Raw genomic sequence first — 19,286 nt, 5'->3', positions numbered from 1 at the left:
TTCGATCCTTTGCCACAGTCGGTGCTCTTTTGTTGTGACCATAATTCCGTCCGCTCCCCCATGGCCGAAGGGATCATGAAAAAGTTCTATGGGACCGAATGCTATATCCAATCCGTCGGTGTGAAGAACGATCTTGAAATCGACGGTTTCGCTGTGGCGGTGTGCCAAGAAATCGGGGTCGAGCTGTCCCGCCATCGTTCGCGCTCGTTCGACGAAATGCAGCAATGGGGCGACGATCTTTCGTCGTTCGACCTCGTGCTGGCTTTGTCGCCCGCAAGTCAACGCCGTGCGCTGGAACTCACCCGCGTTTTCCATCTCGATGTCGAGTATTGGCCCATCATGGACCCGACGGGTCTTGGAGAAGGGCGAGAAGCGCGGCTTGCCAGCTATCGGCAGACCCGTGACCAAATCATAGCCCGGCTAGAACAACGCTGGGGACCAGCAAGGGAAAATCCATGACGACCGATGCAAAATCCGTTCTGACGCGGTATTTCAGTGCTTTTAATGCAGGCGACAAAGCCGGCATGCTGGCCGAGCTGTCCGATGACATCGCACACCACGTGAACGAGGGACAGGTGCGCCGCGGCAAGGCGCTTTTTTCCGAGTTCTGTGACCACATGAGCCGCTGTTATCACGAGACGCTGACCGAGATCGTCGTTTTTGCAAATGAGGACGGGACGCGCGCCTCCGCCGAGTTTGTCGTCAACGGCAAATATCTTGTGACGGACAGCGGTTTGCCCGAAGCGCATGGCCAGACCTATGTTCTTCCTGCGGGCTCGTTCATGTCGCTCGAGAACGGCAAGATCACGCGCGTCACCACCTATTACAACCTTGCGGATTGGATACGTCAGGTTTCGCAATGACCTTGGACTTCCGGCGCTTGACGGGAGAGGCGCTCGAAGCCTCGCTCGAGGATGTGGCGCGGCTGCGCATGACGGTCTTTGCCGAGTGGCCCTATCTTTACGCGGGCACATTCGACTATGAACACCGCTATCTGCAAAGCTATCGTGATAATGCGGGCGCGGTTCTGGTCGGGGCCTTTGACGGCACACGGCTTGTCGGCGCGGCCACAGGCACCCCGATGGAGGACCACGCTTCGGATTTTGCCGAACCGTTCAAGAGCGTCGGCATCCCGCTCGAGCATATCTTCTATTGTGCTGAATCCGTCCTGTTGCCCGAGTATCGCGGGCAGGGCGCCGGGCATCGCTTCTTTGACCATCGAGAAGCCAAGGCGCGCGAGCTTGGGCGCAAATATTCCGCCTTTTGTGCTGTGATCCGTCCCCATGATCACCCTGCGCGGCCATCGGGCTACCGTCCTCTGGATGGATTCTGGCGCAAGCGCGGGTATGAAATGCTCGATGGTGCCGTTGCGCGGTTCAAATGGACCGATCACGGGCATGCCGAACAAACCGAAAAGCCGCTTCAATTCTGGATCAAAAAGCTATGAAAATCGCAGCCTCTGCATATCGCCCCGAATGGCATTCCGACTGGGCTTCGCTTGCAGCCAAGATCGAGGCTTGGGTCAGCGAGGCCGCCGAAGCAAAAGCCGAGCTTTTGCTCTTTCCCGAATACGGCGGCTGCGAGGCGGCATTGATCGGCCTGCAAGAGGACACTTCGGCCAAGGACTGGGCCGCGCGGATGGTCGCGGCGTCTGAGGCCTGGCTTGACCTTCATGTCGGTCTTGCGCGGAAATACGGGGTTCATATCCTTGCCGGATCGCTTTGTGCGGCGGACGGGGATCGGATCGTGAACCGCGCGTATCTGGCGGCACCGAACGGAACCCATACCTTTCAGGACAAATTGATCCTGACGCCCTATGAGCGCAACCAGATGGAAATCCAAGCAGGCCGCGAGATAAAGGTGTTCGACACCGCTCTCGGTAAAATCGGTATTCTCATCTGTTATGACAGCGAATTTCCTGTGCAGGCGCGTGCGATGACCGAGGCAGGGGCCGAGATGATCCTTGTCCCCTCGGCCACCGATTTTGCCGCTGGCCAGACGCGGGTGCGTCAATCCTGCCGTGCTCGTGCCATCGAAAACCAGTGTCTTATCATCCAGTCGCCCGTCCTTGGCCCTGTGCCTGACTGTGATGTGCTGGACCAAGGCACGGGCCGCGCGGGCTTTTTTTGCCCGCCCGATCATGGGCTTCCGTCCAACGGGATCATCGCTCAGGGTGATACGGACAAGGCCGCTTGGGTCTATGCCGAGGTCGACCCAAAGGCCATCAGCGCCCCGCGCCAAACGGGCCAAGTCGGCAATTTTGCCCATTGGATCGAGCAGGATGAACGCACTCTGCATGTGAAATCAGAGAACCTGCGCTGATTAACCCTTGAAAATATGTAAATCTGGGCGCATTTAGGCGCGGTCCGCAGACTCTGGCGGATCACACAACTATGGAGATCACATGGCCAAGGAAGAACTGCTCGAATTTCCCGGCGTCGTGAAGGAACTCCTGCCTAATGCGACATTTCGGGTCGAGCTGGAAAACGGCCACGAGATCATCGCACATACGGCAGGCAAGATGCGCAAGAACCGCATCCGTGTTCTGGCCGGCGACAAGGTGCAAGTCGAAATGACCCCCTACGATCTGACCAAGGGTCGGATCAACTATCGCTTCAAGTGACAGTGCTCCGGGCTACGCCTGGGCTCAAGCTTGTTCTCGGCTCCGGATCACCCCGGCGGCTGGAGCTGCTTGCGCAAATCGGCGTAACGCCGAGCGCCGTGCGCCCCCCAGACATCGACGAAGACCCGCACAAAGGCGAGGTCCCGCGTGATTATGTCCGCCGTATCGCTGCCGAAAAAGCTGCTGCGGTCGCCTGTGCCGACGACGAAGTCGTGCTCTGCGCGGATACGACCGTGGCGATGGGGCGGCGGATCATGGGCAAACCCCAAGACGAAAAAGAAGCCGCCGCATTCCTTCATGCTTTGTCGGGTCGGCGGCATCGCGTCATCACGGCGGTTGCCGTGAAGCGCGGGGATAAGGTCTGGCTCAAGGACGTTGTAACGACGGTCGCCATGAAGAGCCTGAGCAATCCCGAAGTGAATTCCTATCTCGCAAGCGGTGATTGGCGCGGCAAGGCTGGTGGATATGCGATCCAAGGCCCCGCAGGTGCGTTCATCCCGTGGATCAACGGCTCCTTCACCGGTGTCGTCGGTCTGCCGCTTGCTGAAACCGCAGGTCTTTTGACGGCTGCGGGTTACCCGCTCTATGGAGATACCGAATGAAGGGCCGCACGATCGTTCTCGACCACATTGGTGATGTCGAAGCCGCTGCTTTGATGGTGGATGGCAAGATCGACGATCTTTTGATCGACGATACGGATGCGCCGCGTCCGGGGGCGATTTTCCGTGCAATCTGCGATCGTCCGATCAAAGGGCAGGGCGGTATGATGCTTCGCCTTCCCGATGGGGACACCGCTTTCTTGCGTCAGAGCAAAGGGCTTCGTCCGGGGCAGTCGATGCTGGTTCAGGTCACCGGATATGCGGAGGGTGGCAAGGCTGTTCCTGTGACGGAGCGTGTTCTTTTCAAAAGCCGTTTCGCAATCATCACGCCTGGAAAACCCGGTATCAATGTAAGCCGTCAAATCGAGGACGAGGACGAGCGCAACCGCCTTCTTGAAATCGCGCATGGCGTCATGGAAACCGAACACGGTCTGATCCTGCGATCCGGCTGCGAGGGTGCAGATGAAGACGAGATCGCAGAAGACATCGCCGCTATGCAGGACCTTGCCGAAGCGGTGCTCGGCGATGCTGAAGGCACCGAGCCGGAGGCGCTGACCGAAGGCGACGGGCCGCATATCCTTGCTTGGCGCGAGTGGACATCGACCGCCGAAGTCGTCACCGAGGCGGGGTCCTTCGAGCATCTTGGCGTGATGGACCAGATCGAGGACATCAAAACCGCTCGTGTGGACATCGGCGAAGGCTATATGTTCGTCGAAGGCACACAGGCGCTTGTCGCTGTGGATGTGAACACGGGCGGCGATACCTCTGCAGGTGCTGCGCTCAAGGCCAACCTTGCCGCCGCGCGCGCCCTGCCGCGTGCGTTGCGCGTTCGGGGTCTGGGCGGTCAGATCGTGGTCGATTTCGCTCCCATGTCCAAGGCGCACCGCAAGCAGGTTGAACAATCGTTGCGCGCCTCGTTCAAGAATGACCCGATCGAAACCTCTTTGGTCGGTTGGACGCAAATGGGGCTTTTCGAACTCCAACGTAAGCGGGAACGCCTGCCATTGGTGCGGACGCTCAGGGGGCTTTGATGGCCTGTCCGATTTGCTCGAAAGTAACAGATCAGAAATATCGTCCGTTCTGTTCAAAGCGGTGCGCGGATATCGACTTGGCCAAGTGGCTGGGTGGGGGCTATTCAATCCCCGCGAGTGACGAGATTGATCCCGAAGACCTCCCAGAGGTTGAAGGCGACGATTCGCGGCTCATTAATTAACCGCGAACATTCGCAGATAAGGCTCTATTTCCGTGCAAAGTGGAATATCCTTATGGTTAATTTTCCCTAATCTTCCTGATGGAACAATTACCCTGTCACTTTGGATATATTTTTATTCCAAAGTCGATCACGTGTGTTCTTCAAGCCAGTATAAACATCTGGAAAGGGGTAACCAATTTACCTCGAATTCTCTAGATATCACCCAAAGGTATCCCGTCTATCCTGCTGATATAATTAAGTAATTCCGCCCCTCATTCTAGGTTGAAAACGTAGCGAGTGTCGCTGCCGGAGCATTTTTTCAAGCTCTGTGTTTTCAGCACCGGAGGCGGGTATTATGTCCGCACTTTCATTCAAATTCAGTTCTGCGAGCGTCACTTCAGACGCTATTTCGAATGACTTCTTCGGAATGAACACGCTGTTCACGCGCGATAATTTGGTCGAAGGCGGTGCTTATGATCAATTCATCGAAAAAATGGGCACGAGCTCGCTCCGGTTTCCCGGCGGCACGATCACCGAAGAGCTTTTCTCGCCCGACAACGAGGTAAGCGATAAATTTTGGTCGCGTCAGCCTTCGGTCGATGCCGAGCGCGGTTCGGACATTTTTACCAACGTTCCCCGCTTTATCGAATATGCCAATTCGATCAATGCCTCCGTTGATTGGGTCCTCCCGTCCGAGAGCCTCTTGTCGGACGAGCGGGATGCGGACGGGGATCGGATCGTATCGGACTATGCCGTCTATAATCTGCTGGACCGCGTCGATGCGCTGATCCGTGGCGCTTACGGCCAGATCGATATCAACACGTTCTCGATCGGAAACGAGTATTGGTATCAGGATCGCATGACCTCGAGCGAGTATGGCAAACTTGCCAATACGGTTGCAAAGGGTCTCCAGCGCGTCTTTGATACCTATCGCGACGAACTCGGCGAAAACGCAGAGTGGAATGAGCCTGATATCGCTATCCAGACCTCGCTTTCGTTCGACGCGGCTGGCGCGCAGGACATCATCGAGCAGCTTGATCTGGATGCACGCGATGCGATCGATACCGTCGAACAGCACTATTACGTCAAAGACTTTCAAGCCGCAGATACCTCGACCAAGCACTTCGACCGTATGGACGACTTTCAGAACGCCGAAGGCTTCGGGGATCTGAATTATTATGTTTCGGAATGGAACGTCCGTCTCGGCGACGAAGCCGATATGGGTATGCAAGCTGCCTCGACGTTGATCGAGATGACCCAGACGATGCTTGAAAACGGGGTCGACGGAGCGTCTCTTTGGGGGACCGCCTATCAGTCGCTTCAGGATCGTCTTGCTGCGCTTTCCCCCGACTCCTCCGTGCCGGGCGGTTGGGCTCTGAACCTGACGCCCTCGGGCGAGGTTGTGCGCATGATGTCGCTCGGTCTCGAAGGGACCTACGCGCTCGACCTTCAATTCCCCGGCGAGTATACCAACTCGACCCGCGTCGACGGTGCACAGGACCAAGTGCTTTTGCATGCCTTCGGCAGCGACGACAAAATGGTATTCTTTCTTTCGTCGCGTTCGGATCACGAGATCGACCTCACGCTCGATCTGAACGATCTTGTCGGAGACTATTCACGTGTCTGGGGACAGCAGCTCTCTGCCGTTGACGACCCCGATACGCTCAAGGATGAGGGCGACGCCACCTCCAAAGACGCTGCCGCCCATCTGCGCACGCTGACCGAGGCAGAACTCACCTCTGGTTCGGATTATCACGTTTCGCTCGGGGCCTATGACGTCGTGCGGATCGAGTTCACCTATGCAGGCGCAGGCACCACCATGTGGGGCGCCGATCAGCTTATCGATCCGGCAAGCGATTATGACGACGAGCTCGAAGGCACGAGCTGGGACGACACCATTTTCGGCAACCTCGGGGATGATATCCTGCGCGGTCGTGGTGGCGATGACATCGTTGATGGCGGCGAAGGTGATGACGTCATTTACGGGGGTGACGGCAACGACATTCTTTTCACGGGCGAAGGCAACGACACCGTTTACGGCGGTCGCGGCGAGGATATCTTTGTCGCCCAAGGCGGCACCAACCTGATCAAACCCGTTGAAGGCATTGCCCATATCATCGCATCGACCGAGGGCGATACGACCATCGAAGGTTTCGATCTTGCTCGTGGCGACACCCTCAGCTTCATGCGTGCCTATGCGACAGCAGAAGATGCACTGGAGTTTGCTTCGGTGCAAGGTGACGATCTTGTTTTCTCGCACGAAGAGGGCGGTCACACCGTCATCCTCGGCGCAGCCTCCAGCCTTGATGCCATTTCGGCCGCGTTCAGCGATTTCAGCGACACCGCCGTGGTTGCGCCGCTGCTCGATGACCTTGTTGGCGAAGATACGAACGATCTTGCCGCGTCTTACGCTGCCGAGATCAATGCCGACCCCGAAGTTGCACGTCTCCTTCTCGATGGCGAGCCGCAAGACATCACCGACTATATCGAAGGCCTCGATGCGGGCGCAGCCCAAGAGCTGATCCGTTCGCTCAACATCGACGCCTTGGCGTCGCTCATCGATGCAGACAATATGGCCGCATTGATGAACGCCCTCGACTCGGACGCGCTTGGCGAATTTCTTGATGCTGTGAACCCCGATACGCTGTTGTTCCAGCTTGCCATGATCGGTGACAATGTCGACGACATGCTCGATGCTTTCGACGAGGATGTTCTCGACGTCTATCTCGACCGTCTTGCTCAAGCCGATTTCTCCGCGACACCCCAATCGATGCAGGCCGACGAGCTTCGTTTTATCGGCAACGCTCTTGCCAACGACGGCCATACGCTCGACGGAGACTACATGCGTGTCCTTGACGACGCAGAAGCCGAAGAAGCAGAGGCCGAGGAAGCACAGACCATCACCGGGGCTGAATGCTTTGTCGCAACGGCGGCCTATGCGGACGGCAATCACCCCGATGTGGAATATCTGCGCAATGTGCGTGACCACATTCTGGTGCACAGCGCCTTGGGCCGTGCCTTTATCTGGACCTACTGGCGCGTCGGCCCTTGGCTTGCACGCGGATTGAAGCCCTTCCCGCGTCTTCGCAGCGCAGCGCGGGCTGTCCTCGGCACGCTGATCGGGGCTCTGCGTAATGCCGACGCGGTCAACAAATGGGGCGGCGAATATCGCAGCACCGTGTATCTTTCGGGACAAATTCGCATTGCCCATGCGATGTCGCGTAAGGCCCGATAGTCTTTGCGAAAAAAAACGTCAGAGGCGCTCGGAATTTCGTCGAATGCATCTGGACAGTCCCATCCAGCGAGTCTAGAAGGCCGACACCCAACACGGCAAACCGCCATGTTCCCAGTGCCCGGGTAGCTCAGGGGTAGAGCAGTGGATTGAAAATCCTCGTGTCGGTGGTTCGATTCCGCCCCCGGGCACCACTTTTAAGATTTTTCTTATGTGTATCAGGGGCTTAGCTCCGTTTATTGTCCCACTTTGGTTTCGCCAAAGTTTTAGTGGGACACTTTTCTACTCACCGCCATTGCTAATTCGCTTTAGGGCACTCTCAGCACGCAGTTTTTGTGATGCTGCCCGTGTGTATCGGGCGACTTCCTTACTCGTCCTGTGACCAGTGATTGCCATGATCTCTTGCTCAGTGCACCCCAGCTCGGCCAGACGCGAGGCTGCTGCCTTCCGCAAGCCATGGACAGAGCAGTGTGATAGGCCTGCTTCGTTGCACCACTTCCTAAATCGATTTCCAAAACCATTTGACGTGAATGGCTTGTCAAATGAGGTCGCCAGAAAAGTTCCACTTTTAGAAGGCGTTGCTTCAATCAGGCTTGCAAGTTCAGGTATGATTGGAATTTCAAGGTAGACGGGTTTTGAGTTGCGGCCCTTATGTTGCCGAAAGACCAACCAACCGTCCTGGATAGAACTGGGGCCGAAGTTGACTAAGTCTGACCTTCTTTGTCCGGTATAAAGAGCAAGGCCTAATGCAAGTCGCGCCATCGAGCCAACTGGATGTGTCGCCTCGAACTGAGCGACCTCGGCGAGCGTCCACGTGTGAAATCCCTCGGGGTTTCCCTTGAGATATTCAACTTTTTCAGCGGGGTTAGTATCATGAAAATCGTAGTTGATTGCATAACGGTAGAGCTGCCTTAGTGCCTTGACCATACCATTAGCTGCCTGAGGGTATTCTGACATCTCATCGCGTCGAATGCGAATATGTCTAGGTAGCAACATGGCATAAGGCTTCGCGCCATCGTCTCCATTGCGGCAGAATTTTTCGAGGATCGATCTTCGCACTTTTTGTGTGCGCGGGTCGAGTGAGGTGAAGGGTGAACTTTTGAAATACTGGATACAGAGCCAACGTATGCTTGTGGGTTCTGGACCAGACACTACTTTTAGCTTTGCGGGCTTGCGACCGTCTAGCGCAAACGCCTTTTGATAATCAGCCAAGAACTCGGGTGATCCGAACGGACCACGCAAACGTGTCTTGATGCCATGGCGGCGGAAATAGATCCGCTCGTTACCGTGCCTATCTCTATCGATCGCAATGTATTTCAAACGTTTAACCATATAATATTACCTTAATCCCAGGGATTGTCAGTGACGGTTTCGCTTCCAGGGAGCTTGTCAAAGAAGCTGTCTAATTGGTGGACGTCCCAGACTCGTCGAGCGTCGATGCGCTTGGGAGTAGGCATGCGGCCATCCGCGACCATCTCGTCGAATTTTGTTGGACTAATTCCAATGTAGGCGGCTGCCTCGTCTCGAGACAGGCCTCGCTTCGTGGGCACAGGTAGTGCGCCACGGCTATAAAAACTTTTCTGATCTACGTGTTCACTCATGCACATACCTCCAGCTTGGGAAATCGAGTGAACAAGTTGGCGACGTTCGTCTTGATCGCTGTGTAGAGTTTATTTGCATTTGGCAATCTCCATACGGATCGTCGCCCAATACCTTGCAGCTAGGTCGCCTTCACAATCGCTCCGATACGCCGAACCTGCTGATTTCGTGGCATGACCAAGAGACGTTTGAATGATATCGGCCGCTGTTTCTGGTTCATGCAGCCTAAGAAAGTCGGCAAGCAGGGTGCGTAGATCATGGAGGGGAATACCAACGGCTTCCTTGAACACCAACGAAGGCCATTTCGCTGCGTATTGATCCGTCTTTAAGGTCAGCCAGTTTAGCCCCACACATTCGTGGTATCGCGCCGAAATAAACCTTCTTGGACGACCACAGAGTAGATGCTCATCCAATATCTCAGCAACTTCCGGCCAAAGTCTACCCCCAGAGATTTCTCTGTCTGTTTTCTCCTGCCGCCAGCTTAGGGTCCAACTTCCATCGGCGGACCTCACGAGTTCTTCGCCGATTGACCATTTAGCCATATCACTTGTGCGAGGAGGAATATTCAACGCCACAGCACAAATTGCGGCGCTTTGGAGCATTTTGCTTCGGGTATACGAGTGTGAAGGGGCTTCGTTCGCCGCACATCTAAGTCGCGCAATGGTTTCAGCGATTTTTTGGTAAGAGCCGTGATCGACCATCATCTGGATCCGAGAATATTTATCCTTATCCTGGCCACGAGAAATCGCTATTTGTTCTTGATGGATAAACTGTAGCGCCGACAGACCTATTGGATCGGCACCGCCGTGACGGCCCAAAGTTACAAGCGCATAAATATAGCCAGCGATCGTGATCGCCTTCTTAGGCTTTGGCTGCGTAGATAGTATTTTGGTTATCTCGTAAGCGGTAATGAACGAGAGATCGCTCGGTAGGTCGTATTCCTTTACTATTCTTGAACAGACATTGATCCTTGCGATATTGCGTTTCAATGTCGCGGGTTTCAACTTTGCGGCTTTGAGGCCTGGCAAATAGCTTTGCCAGAGTTTGGGCCAGCTTGTGGCCTCAATTTCTGAGTTGGAGCTCGGCTGCGTTTTCTGCTCGGATTTACAGCAACTTGGTCTCTTTGAGACCCATTCATTTTTTACGACCATAGCTTCGGCCGTAGAAACATTTGGAGCGTATGAGACGAGAGTTCGCAGTAGCAATCGGAAGGTAGGTTCAGAGCTTGCCGCATCACGAAAACTAGCGGACGAGGGCAAGTCAATTGGTTCATTTCTCGCGGTGACAATCGAGAAAAATCGGTCGATTACAGCTACAGCGCCATTTGCTAGTTTGCCGTGGTCCTCAAGCATCGCTTTTCGGATATAGGCGGGGGTTGATGCGAGGCGTGCCTCAGCGATTGATCGTTTCATCAGAATTGCCCTCCGATCTTTTTGAAAATGTTAGGGTATTCAGCCAGGAGCAGCCTGCGAACTGATTGGGCAGCGGCTTCCCCGCTGTCTTTGCCATAGTGCTTACGAACGGTATCTTCACTGTCGGCGAGCACTGCCGCTGCCTTGGCATAATTGCCTGGTTCGTGGGCAAGTATGAGCGTTGCAACCGCATGACGGCACGAGTGTGGTGTGAGTCCAAGTCCAATGACTCGATCACCCTTTGCCCAAAGCTCGCCAAATGCTGAGGGAGACATGGTCCCAGCGGGTAGGTCTGAACCATTCCGTTGCAGCCTGGGTGTGGCCGAACCAGGGAAAAGGTAGGGTCCATCCTCCAAGTTGGTTAGTTCTATAAACCGCCGTCGATGGACTTTTTGCCAGTCCCATAGAATCTTCGCATCTTTGCCGGTTATTGAAATTCTCACTGGTCGATTGTTTTTGATCTCAAATGCTGGGAAGTAAATTTCGGCGCTCTTGGCCTCTTTGAGCCAGCGCAGATTTGTCGGTAGCTGATCCGCGGCTCGATAGCGCAGGGTAATCAAATTGCGTGTTCGGAGCGGCCTGCACAACTGAATTGCATAAAGTGCCGCTACAGCGAATAGTCTGAGCGCGCTTATCTCCTTTGCCGTGTCTGTTGCTTGCTGAGCCACGACCAATTTATCGCTTGCGAGTTCTGCCAACGCGCTCGGAGCGTTTACCAATCGAGCCGCTAGGCGCGGATTTTGCTGAAGTGCCGAGCAGATTGCATCAGCATCTTCTGTCATTTCCCGCTGCTTTATGATGAATTCATCATAGGCGACGAAGAGCGCCTCCAGGTCTGCGGAAATGCTTTCGGAGCGCAAGCCGTGTTTGGCGAGCGTTCGCAGATTCACCAATTTAGATTTGAGGGTTGAGCTTCGCCTTGGGTCTTTGAATTTTATAGAGGTTGAGCAACGTTCGAGATGAGCTTCAATAGTGTCTTGGATGATCGTTCTATCAAAGAGCTGGAGCGGGTCATTGAGACTTTGGATTGTGTTACTCTTGAGATAAGTGCGAGCGAGCCATGTAAGCGAAGACTTATACCCCGTTATCGCGGTATTATTATTTTTGGAAATCCGGTCTCTTTTGGAAACTCGTTCATGAACAAATTGGTTGATCTCATCCGATGATTTGCCTTCGGCCATCATCTTTTTCACTAAAGCCGCAAGCTCGTCAGGATTGACCAACGTATTCGCGAATAGTTTTTCAGCGTTGGTCCTGAATGTGTTTGTAAATTCGATCCAAAAAATCCTTGACGCTCTCTCTTTTCGCCTAGGAACCTGCAGCTCTTCCGCAGGCAATAGATGAGTGATTTCAGGCCAGGTGGACTTATGTGACTGTAAGAAATTGAATAGCTTTACGGCCTTCTTGAGCGACTTGCGACCTTCGCTCGTGCTAGCTTCAAACATGTAGTTGATTTCATTTTGATCGAGTTCGCCGGCAGGGACGCGTGCTAGTCTTAGTATCGTGTAAAGCGGTAAGTGTGTGCCAGTCGAGAAGTGGGCTCCTCGATTGATCATACCTTCCTTGCTCTTTATCGCTTCGATAAGCGCTGTGTATGAAGCCGATGAAGGGGTGGAGGTGCTGGGAGCTTTGCCCCAGAACTTTATGAGACAGCTCCGAATACGAGAGTTGCCGCGCTTGCGCGCCGCCTCTAGGTCTGAGGCGTTCGAAACTGAACCGTAGGGCGACGGAACGATTATCTTTTCAAAATATTCGAGGTCTGCTGGAATGCAGGCTAAGTCCTCTTCAGACATTGCAAGGCGGGGGGCAATCTTGAGTAACTCATAGACTACGTCTCGGGACAGCTTGCGCTCTTTTGCCCAGCTGATTACGTCTGCAATGCAAGCGCTTTTGATATTGTTGGTTTCTGATGGGGCTCTCATAAGTTCTCCTGTTTGATGATGCCAAGGCGTCATCGTGGCCAAAGACGATGACGGCTGAGCAGCATCACGAGGAGCTTCATTTGAAAGGTTCTGTGCGCGCTGGATTAGTCGCGATTTTGCACATCCCGACGGAATTATTCCGAATTTGGAATTACCGCCCCCATACATTACGCCGATTGATGTTTGGGGGCATTTGTGCGACTGGCGGGAATAGTTTTCCCGTGTCGTGGTTTCAGATATTATTTTTGTGCGACAGACTAGGCTCATCAATGCCACCATCCATCGGGTAGATCGATATGTCGCCCGCGCAACCAGTCAGTGACGTCATGTGGGTTGAGGCGGACGCTCCCGAAGACATTACGGGTTGGCATGCCGTCAAAAATCCAGCGCTCAACAGTTCGCACGCTAATTTGTAGCGCCAATGCTATATCTAACTTGGCTAATAAGTTCTCTTTGTATCGCGCATGATTGCCGATGCGAGGTAAATGACCACTCTCGCACGCCCAGATACTCGCCCACGTAAAGCGGTATTGCCTTCCGACGCTGAAAGCCTCGATTTCGTTCGCTTGTATTTTCTTGCGAAGTGTCGCGGCACTTAGTTTAAAGTGTTTAGCCGCTTGCTCCACGGTTAGTTGGTTCGACAGCCCATTTCCCGCGAGGGGACTAGGCAGCATTGAACTTTCGTAATTTGGGTGATTTTTAGTGATGGCCGTTAGATCTGGCCTATTTTTCTTATTTTCCAACATCTAGTGGACTTCGCCTCCTGAACAAAATTAAGCGCAGAAGGTCAGCCTGTGGTGGTCGCTATCTGCGACACTTAATCTAACCACAAAGGTTTGCCGATTTCTTAAAGATATTAACTAATTGGTAGGACACTTATGCTGCAGCGGATTTTTCTCGATTCTTTTTGCTAGCCGAGCAGGATGTGAAGCGACCTCAGCGGCTACAGCTCAGCTTGCAAAGTTACCCAGTTGCCTCGCCAGAAAGTGCTGCATTTCCTCCCATCAGCATTAGCCTCTTATGACTATACTTTAGGTTGAGGTAGGGATCGCCATTGCGGCGCGACCAGAGAATTATAAACTTGGTCATGCAGCACTACTTTGACGATCCATAACTTTTAGGTCGCGGTCTGGCGACGATGGCAGACACTATCGATGATGATGCCGATATCAGACTCTAGCGCGTGTTTAGGCGTAGACCTATGCCTCTACGGCTATCCCCAAATTTCCGATCTAAAAGGGGCAAGTTCATGATCCAAGGCTCAGCCTGAACGCTATGGACAGGCAGATAAAGCAAACTTGCCCTGTGTGGCGTCGAAGACTTTGACTGAGGAGTTATGCCCGAAAGTTGGTGATGGGGTGAAGTAGGCGGCATATTATGGCGGTGTTCAAGACGCCGTCAATCTCGAAGAGAAAGCATACGCCGCCATGCACAATTTTACTGTTTTCCCGTTCGAACCGCCATCTGAATTTTCGCCCGATCCTCTGACCGGGGTTATCCGGGCTGGAGCCAGGGAGCTGCTGTAATGACCCACTGAAAATCTGCTCATGCTACAAAGGAGAAGGTAGCGATGAGTATGACAATGGACGACAGCATCAAACGGTGGACAGCGAAGCGTAAGACGGCGCTCGTCATCGAGATCATTCAGGGCAAAACCACGGTGGCCGAGGCCAGCCGGTCGTTCGACCTGACGCCTTCCGAGATCGAGGGCTGGGTCGAAGACGCAAAGCGAGGGATGGAGAACTCATTGCGGGCCAATCCGCTCGACATCCGCGAGCAATACGAGAAGCAGCTCAAGGATCTGCAGGAGGCCTATGGCGAGGCCATGCTGGAGCTGCGTGCGCGAAAAAAGCTGCAAGCCCTGTTGGATGTGCAGGACGGGAATTGATCCGGAGTATCCAGCAGGGCTTGCTGTCGGAGGGTATCATAGTGTTGATCGCCAAGCTTTGCGCCTAGTTCGGCATCCCGAGGCGAACGGTCTATTACACGCCGACCAAAGCCGCTCCGAAGGTCGATCCCCGCTTTGCCGAGCCGATTAAGGCCATGATCGAGCAAGAGCCATCGTTCGGCTACAGGACTGTGGCCTGGCTGCTCGGTTTCAATAAGAACACAGTGCAGCAGATTTTTCCAGCTCTAGGGATGGCAGTCCGCAAACAGCAATCGGTATGCGCCCCCGGATTCAGGCCGTGCCCTCCGTCGCCACCGCGCCGAACGAGCGCTGGTCGACGGATCTGGCGCGGGTCTGGGCCGGCAAGGATGGCTGGGCTTCTCTGGCGCTGGTGATCGACTGCCATACGCGCGAATTGCTGGGCTGGCACCTGTCCCGCACCGGCAAGGCCACAACGGCCAGCGCCGCGCTCGAGCACGCCTTGATTGCCAGATTTGGCACACTGAGCAAAGTCGATCAGGAATTCCTGCTGAGGTCGGACAATGGCCTAGTCTTCACCAGCCGCCACTTCACGGCCCCAGTCCGCAGCTATGGCCTGAAGCAGGAGTTCATCACCCCCGCACTGCCCGCAGCAGAACGGCATGGTCGAGCGCGTCATCCGAACGCTCAAGGAGCAATGCGTTCATCGCCATCGCTTTGAGAGCATCCAACATGCGACCCGCGTCATCGGTGACTGGATCAGCTTCTACAACAACCACCGCCCTCATCAGGCTCTTGCAATGCGCACGCCTGCTGAGGCATTCAAATTAGCGGCTTAACCTGAGCAGATTAAGCTGGGTCAATACATGGCGGCCAAAGCCGCGCCCGATCAGCCGCAAAACGCGGCCCTCTTGATGTGATCCGCGTTATTCAAGATCGACTACTTATCCGGCCAAGCGTAGGCTAAAATCATATTTAATACTTTCCTGCTAAATAGTTAACGCCAGCAGATTTTGTGGCGTGCAACTTTGTTAAGGAAATTATTATGTTGGATATTGTAGGCGGCCGAGTAGATCGATGTGGAATTTCTTACTCAGATGATTGCGATACCTTTTTGATTGGGCAAAATGCTTCGAAAGTAAGAGCCCCGAAGGGTTCAAAAGTTCGAGTATATAGCTTATTTAATCGTGAAAGTGTAAAAGTTCCGCTATGGGCTCATAAGATTGGGTTTAACACCAGAGGGGCTACACTTATTTTCTCGCTCGACACAGAATACGTGCGAGATGGTGCGAAGAACGATATTGTTAGCTATCAGGTCACCGCGATAAGTTCCGATGGCCGTTTCTTAGAATTAATTTTCAAAGTCGATAAAGGGGTTCGATTAAGCCTTGCTCAAATCATTGATACAATCGCTGCTCTTCTGGGGCTGAGCGTTCGGAGCTTACAATACAATCGAAAGAATGATCTTGGTGGAGTTATCATGATAAGTCACTTCGGCACAGCCGAATGGGCTGCACTTTCTGATCGCTTCCAACTTGCTAATTACTTGAAGATAGTAAGGAAAGTCCCATTGAGCTTAGGCTTTTTCGAGTATCCGCTTGATATCAAAAGAAACGAAAGACAAATTAGCCTAAGAGTATTTGATACAACCACCTTAGCTGCGACAGGCAAGGGTAAATTAGAATACCTTGGTGAGACAGTCGGTATATCTAAAGTAGGCCTCCCTGAAGGTGCTATTCGCGAAATGCGCCAGCTCTCGATAGTCGATGAAGATCTGTTTGATCTCTACGGCATCACGGATTGCCGGATTTGCCTAGCTTATTATCAGCGTATGAAGGAGTTCGCGCATGATGTGCTCCGCCTTGATACAATGCCTGTTACTCTAGGAGGCTTCGCTGTCTCAGGCTACCGCGCTTTCACTGATAGTAAGGAGTTTGCAAGAGTATTCTCATTAGTGGAGAGGCGTAAATACAAGAAGATTGACTTAGAAGTGTCTGAAGAACGGACTTTAAGTGAACCTCTCTTTGCGCAGTCCTTCGCAGGTGGGCTAAATGTTGCTGTCCCCGCGAGTTTTGCAGGATGCCTTGTCCTGGATATCGATTTCACATCTTGCTACCCCTCTGTTGCGGCGGCTCTTCCAATCTTAAGATTTTCGGAAGACTTAATTGAAAATGAAAAAGAAGATGAAATCGATGCCTCTACATTTACCGCACATGTTCAACAGCTTCAGTCTCAGCAAAAAAACTCTGTAGTTGTATCAGTCGCACGTGTTGCATTTAAGTTCCCTGAGGACTGTAAGTGGCCTTGTATACCTGTTGATGCAGAAGAAGCAGGTATAATATATCCACTCGAAGGTGTTGGTTACGCTACTACCTATGAGCTCCTTGCCGCTTTAAAGAAGAATGCTGAGATACGGGTTCTTCGGCATGAATTGATCTTAGCTGATACGAGCATGGGGGATGTGGAGCTCGCATTTGCGAGTTATCTGAAAGAGCTGGTCACAAAGCGCCGTGCAGAGGTCAAAGGCTCGCTACAGGAGTTAACCTACAAAGAGATGACGAACTCTTTCTACGGTAAGCTCGCGCAGGGAATTAAGCCACGCAATGTCCGTAGTTTTGAGACTTCGGAAGAGCTAGGGCAGTCGGCTATTACGTTCGCTCCATATGCTTCGATGATTACCGGCACCGTGCGAGCTGCTCTAGTAGAGTTAATTGATGCGATAGAAGAGTCAGGTGGTAGCGTCGTCGCGGCTACCACTGATGGTGCACTAGCTGTTTTTCCCAATATTCGTTTTGAAAGGGGCAGGGGTATCGATGATGTGCCCGGCTTGCGTGAAGCGATTGATGCGAAGCCAGCAATCGGGGTGATAGCGGCTGGTCTTGCAAATATGGGCTGTGCACCAATGCCGGTTGAAGTGAAGCATGTCGGTGACAATGTAGAAGTATTCAAGACAAGAGGTTACATCCTAAGGGATGGTGGCAAGGTAGAGCACTGCGCGAGAGCGGGCATGAAGCTCAACCCTCCAGAAATTCAAGCTTACCTAGCGGACGATGACAAGATGGGGAAATGGGAGCTTACAAGGCTTTGCTCTGCCCAATCTATTTATGATCGAAAGTATGCTGATCTGGTCGAGGTAAAGGAAGATCGAAGTGTTAACGTGGATTATGACTTTAAGCGGATCCCTTGTGTTGACGGGAGCTTTCGGGCGCCTAAGGATTATGACGAGTTCATCTCTTATCGAAAGAGTGCTCAGAATGTCCGGCGCGATAATAAGCGAGCGAGCATCGCAAGGGTCCGATTTGGGGTCTCTAATGTTCAGCAGAGAGGAGGGGTTGAGGCCGCTGCCTTCAGGCAGTTCATCCGAGCGATCGCTCATGATCTCTTTGGCTTATATCCGCGTGATGACCAAGGAAATCTAATACCGCAAGCTCTGCTTGCTAAGCGTCTCGAGGTCAAACTAGATGACATCAAGAATGCAAAAAGGAGTAGATTTTCCCCGCCGCCGCGCTCTGAGATGACCCAAGAAATTCTTAATAAGGTTCTCAAGGCTGCGCATGTGGGAGCGATGCCGGACATAAGCGAAGAAGCGGTAGGTTCACTCTTCTCGAAGAACTAAAGGTAGCGCACTGCTAAGATCCTCGGTGCTTCCTGTAGCAGGGGGGCGGAGTGCTCCTTCTCGATCTGCGGGTTTAGTGCTTTAATGGTCACGGTCAAGCAAAGGACTAACTCAGTAGCCAAAATCTCGTTGTGAGACGCGGGTTTGCTATCAAGATCGATAGTTGGAATATTGTGTTTTTGGGGACTTTCAGATGAGCGCTTCACTTAAAATATTTTTCAGGTTTTTCCGCGTAGCGCGCACAGCAATACTTGGTGTCTTACTCGTTGTGTCATTGTCGCTGAATATAGGCCTTTTCATCAGTGATGGACTTATGATGGCAGCTTCAAAATTTGTTTCTGCATTTTCGGGCAAAAGGTCGTTGGTCATGAGTCAAGCGGATGAGCTGATCGAACAAAAGGCGACTATTCGACAGGTCAGAGGAGAGCTCGCAGAAACTTCAGCGAACCTTGCAAATGAGCGCGCGGCTCATCGTGAGGCTCGCGACAGGCTCGTCCACACAACACAAGATTTAACTACCGAACGAACTATTACACGACAGTTGCGCGATGAGCTTGATCAAGCCGACAGAATGATACGAATAGCACAACGTAGCGCATTTGAAACTGGCATTGATACTGTCGACGGATCGCGAACCATTCGCGAAGCTATGCGCGAAAATACAATGCGGCTAGCTAGCCGCACTGAAAACATGGGAAAGCGCAATATTGCTGGTATGGCAGGAGAGGCAATCCCGTATTTCGGGGCAACTGTAATTGTCGGCGTTACGGCGCTCGATATCCACGATTTGTGCGAAATGGCTCAGGACTCCAATGAATTGTATTATTCCATATTTCCTGATGAACGCCCAGATGAGATCGATCCGACAGTCTGTGGCATGAAAGTTCCTACGAAAACCGAAATTTGGGAGTGGGCGAAGACCGCTCCTGGCGAGGCATACATGCAAGCTCGGGGGGCGATGCCATCATTGGAAGAAATAGGTGCCATTGAAAGCGCAGACCTCTGGGCATTCGGGGTGATGGCTATCGATAAATCAGCTGCACTAGCAGAGCGCGGCTCTGACGCAGCAAAAATGTCTTGGAGAACGCTTTCCGATCTTTGGAGTGATTGGAACCGTTGAATGTTGTTGTCGATTTGACCGTCAATCTTTGTGGTTCATAGCAGACAGGTCTTGGTAATCTCGGTCTCGTTGGTGTGCGATCACGCGATAAATGCCCATTGCAC

The 19,286-nt window shown here is 53.1% G+C and carries 18 protein-coding genes and 1 tRNA gene; 15 read left to right on the top strand and 4 right to left on the bottom strand.

The features are described from left to right. Positions 1 to 60 precede the first annotated feature (60 nt). The 10 genes from QQG91_RS11540 (at position 61) to QQG91_RS11495 (ending at position 7,840) form a co-directional block, all read left to right on the top strand. Complete coding sequence (locus QQG91_RS11540; RefSeq protein WP_285772347.1) at positions 61 to 459, top strand: arsenate-mycothiol transferase ArsC; 399 nt, start codon at positions 61 to 63, stop codon at positions 457 to 459. Then, positions 456 to 863: a ketosteroid isomerase-related protein gene (locus QQG91_RS11535; protein ID WP_285770373.1), complete on the top strand. Its 408-nt coding sequence runs from the start codon at positions 456 to 458 to the stop codon at positions 861 to 863. The genes QQG91_RS11540 and QQG91_RS11535 overlap by 4 nt, the downstream gene beginning before the upstream one ends. Next, on the top strand, positions 860 to 1,447 hold the full coding sequence (locus QQG91_RS11530) for a GNAT family N-acetyltransferase (protein ID WP_285770372.1): 588 nt from the start codon (positions 860 to 862) through the stop codon (positions 1,445 to 1,447). The genes QQG91_RS11535 and QQG91_RS11530 overlap by 4 nt, the downstream gene beginning before the upstream one ends. After that, positions 1,444 to 2,322: a carbon-nitrogen hydrolase family protein gene (locus tag QQG91_RS11525; RefSeq protein ID WP_285770371.1), complete on the top strand. Its 879-nt coding sequence runs from the start codon at positions 1,444 to 1,446 to the stop codon at positions 2,320 to 2,322. The genes QQG91_RS11530 and QQG91_RS11525 overlap by 4 nt, the downstream gene beginning before the upstream one ends. Positions 2,323 to 2,404: 82 nt before the next feature. Continuing rightward, positions 2,405 to 2,623 carry a translation initiation factor IF-1 gene (gene infA / locus QQG91_RS11520; protein ID WP_007205486.1) on the top strand — a complete coding sequence of 73 codons (219 nt, stop codon included), beginning with the start codon at positions 2,405 to 2,407 and terminating at the stop codon, positions 2,621 to 2,623. A gap of 2 nt (positions 2,624 to 2,625) precedes the next feature. After that, on the top strand, positions 2,626 to 3,225 hold the full coding sequence (locus QQG91_RS11515) for a Maf family protein (RefSeq protein ID WP_285770370.1): 600 nt from the start codon (positions 2,626 to 2,628) through the stop codon (positions 3,223 to 3,225). Beyond that, positions 3,222 to 4,253, top strand: a complete 1,032-nt coding sequence (locus tag QQG91_RS11510) for a ribonuclease E/G (RefSeq protein WP_285770369.1) — start codon at positions 3,222 to 3,224, stop codon at positions 4,251 to 4,253. The genes QQG91_RS11515 and QQG91_RS11510 overlap by 4 nt, the downstream gene beginning before the upstream one ends. Next, complete coding sequence (locus QQG91_RS11505) at positions 4,253 to 4,435, top strand: DNA gyrase inhibitor YacG (RefSeq protein ID WP_285770368.1); 183 nt, start codon at positions 4,253 to 4,255, stop codon at positions 4,433 to 4,435. The genes QQG91_RS11510 and QQG91_RS11505 overlap by 1 nt, the downstream gene beginning before the upstream one ends. Positions 4,436 to 4,769: 334 nt before the next feature. Beyond that, entirely contained in the window at positions 4,770 to 7,649 is a 2,880-nt protein-coding gene (locus tag QQG91_RS11500) for a CFI-box-CTERM domain-containing protein (protein WP_285770367.1), read from the top strand. Between the two features lie 116 nt (positions 7,650 to 7,765). Next, positions 7,766 to 7,840: transfer RNA gene (locus tag QQG91_RS11495), tRNA-Phe, on the top strand. A gap of 88 nt (positions 7,841 to 7,928) precedes the next feature. On the opposite strand, the gene QQG91_RS11490 is transcribed toward QQG91_RS11495, so the two are convergent. The 4 genes from QQG91_RS11490 to QQG91_RS11475 all read right to left on the bottom strand — a co-directional run bounded on the left by QQG91_RS11490 (position 7,929) and on the right by QQG91_RS11475 (position 13,325). Next, positions 7,929 to 8,978 (bottom strand): tyrosine-type recombinase/integrase, encoded by a 1,050-nt coding sequence (locus QQG91_RS11490; RefSeq protein ID WP_285770366.1) that lies wholly within the window; start codon positions 8,976 to 8,978, stop codon positions 7,929 to 7,931. Between the two features lie 338 nt (positions 8,979 to 9,316). Then, positions 9,317 to 10,657, bottom strand: coding sequence for a hypothetical protein (locus tag QQG91_RS11485; protein ID WP_285770365.1), 1,341 nt, complete (start codon positions 10,655 to 10,657; stop codon positions 9,317 to 9,319). Continuing rightward, a complete protein-coding gene (locus tag QQG91_RS11480) occupies positions 10,657 to 12,579 on the bottom strand; it encodes a site-specific integrase (RefSeq protein ID WP_285770364.1) in 1,923 nt (640 codons plus the stop codon). Before QQG91_RS11480 ends, QQG91_RS11485 begins: the two co-directional genes overlap by 1 nt. 266 nt (positions 12,580 to 12,845) lie before the next feature. Next, the gene (locus QQG91_RS11475) at positions 12,846 to 13,325 is read right to left on the bottom strand and encodes a helix-turn-helix domain-containing protein (RefSeq protein WP_285770363.1); all 480 of its coding nucleotides are present in this window, start codon (positions 13,323 to 13,325) and stop codon (positions 12,846 to 12,848) included. Between the two features lie 824 nt (positions 13,326 to 14,149). On the opposite strand from QQG91_RS11475, the gene QQG91_RS11470 reads away from it, so the two are divergent. The 5 genes from QQG91_RS11470 to QQG91_RS11455 all read left to right on the top strand — a co-directional run bounded on the left by QQG91_RS11470 (position 14,150) and on the right by QQG91_RS11455 (position 19,182). Next, on the top strand, positions 14,150 to 14,467 hold the full coding sequence (locus QQG91_RS11470) for a DUF1153 domain-containing protein (RefSeq protein WP_285770362.1): 318 nt from the start codon (positions 14,150 to 14,152) through the stop codon (positions 14,465 to 14,467). A 277-nt stretch (positions 14,468 to 14,744) separates the two neighbouring features. Then, entirely contained in the window at positions 14,745 to 15,167 is a 423-nt protein-coding gene (locus tag QQG91_RS11465) for a DDE-type integrase/transposase/recombinase (RefSeq protein ID WP_285770361.1), read from the top strand. Continuing rightward, positions 15,109 to 15,285: an integrase core domain-containing protein gene (locus tag QQG91_RS15570; protein WP_352232101.1), complete on the top strand. Its 177-nt coding sequence runs from the start codon at positions 15,109 to 15,111 to the stop codon at positions 15,283 to 15,285. Before QQG91_RS11465 ends, QQG91_RS15570 begins: the two co-directional genes overlap by 59 nt. 206 nt (positions 15,286 to 15,491) lie before the next feature. Further along, positions 15,492 to 18,062 carry a hypothetical protein gene (locus QQG91_RS11460; RefSeq protein WP_285770360.1) on the top strand — a complete coding sequence of 857 codons (2,571 nt, stop codon included), beginning with the start codon at positions 15,492 to 15,494 and terminating at the stop codon, positions 18,060 to 18,062. Between the two features lie 193 nt (positions 18,063 to 18,255). Further along, on the top strand, positions 18,256 to 19,182 hold the full coding sequence (locus QQG91_RS11455) for a hypothetical protein (protein WP_285770359.1): 927 nt from the start codon (positions 18,256 to 18,258) through the stop codon (positions 19,180 to 19,182). Positions 19,183 to 19,286: the final 104 nt, after the last annotated feature.

Source organism: Marivivens sp. LCG002, assembly GCF_030264275.1.
In the GTDB taxonomy this organism is placed as follows: domain Bacteria; phylum Pseudomonadota; class Alphaproteobacteria; order Rhodobacterales; family Rhodobacteraceae; genus Marivivens.
Note: the sequence above shows the minus strand (reverse complement) of the source record. Positions and strands in the feature narration are given on the sequence as shown.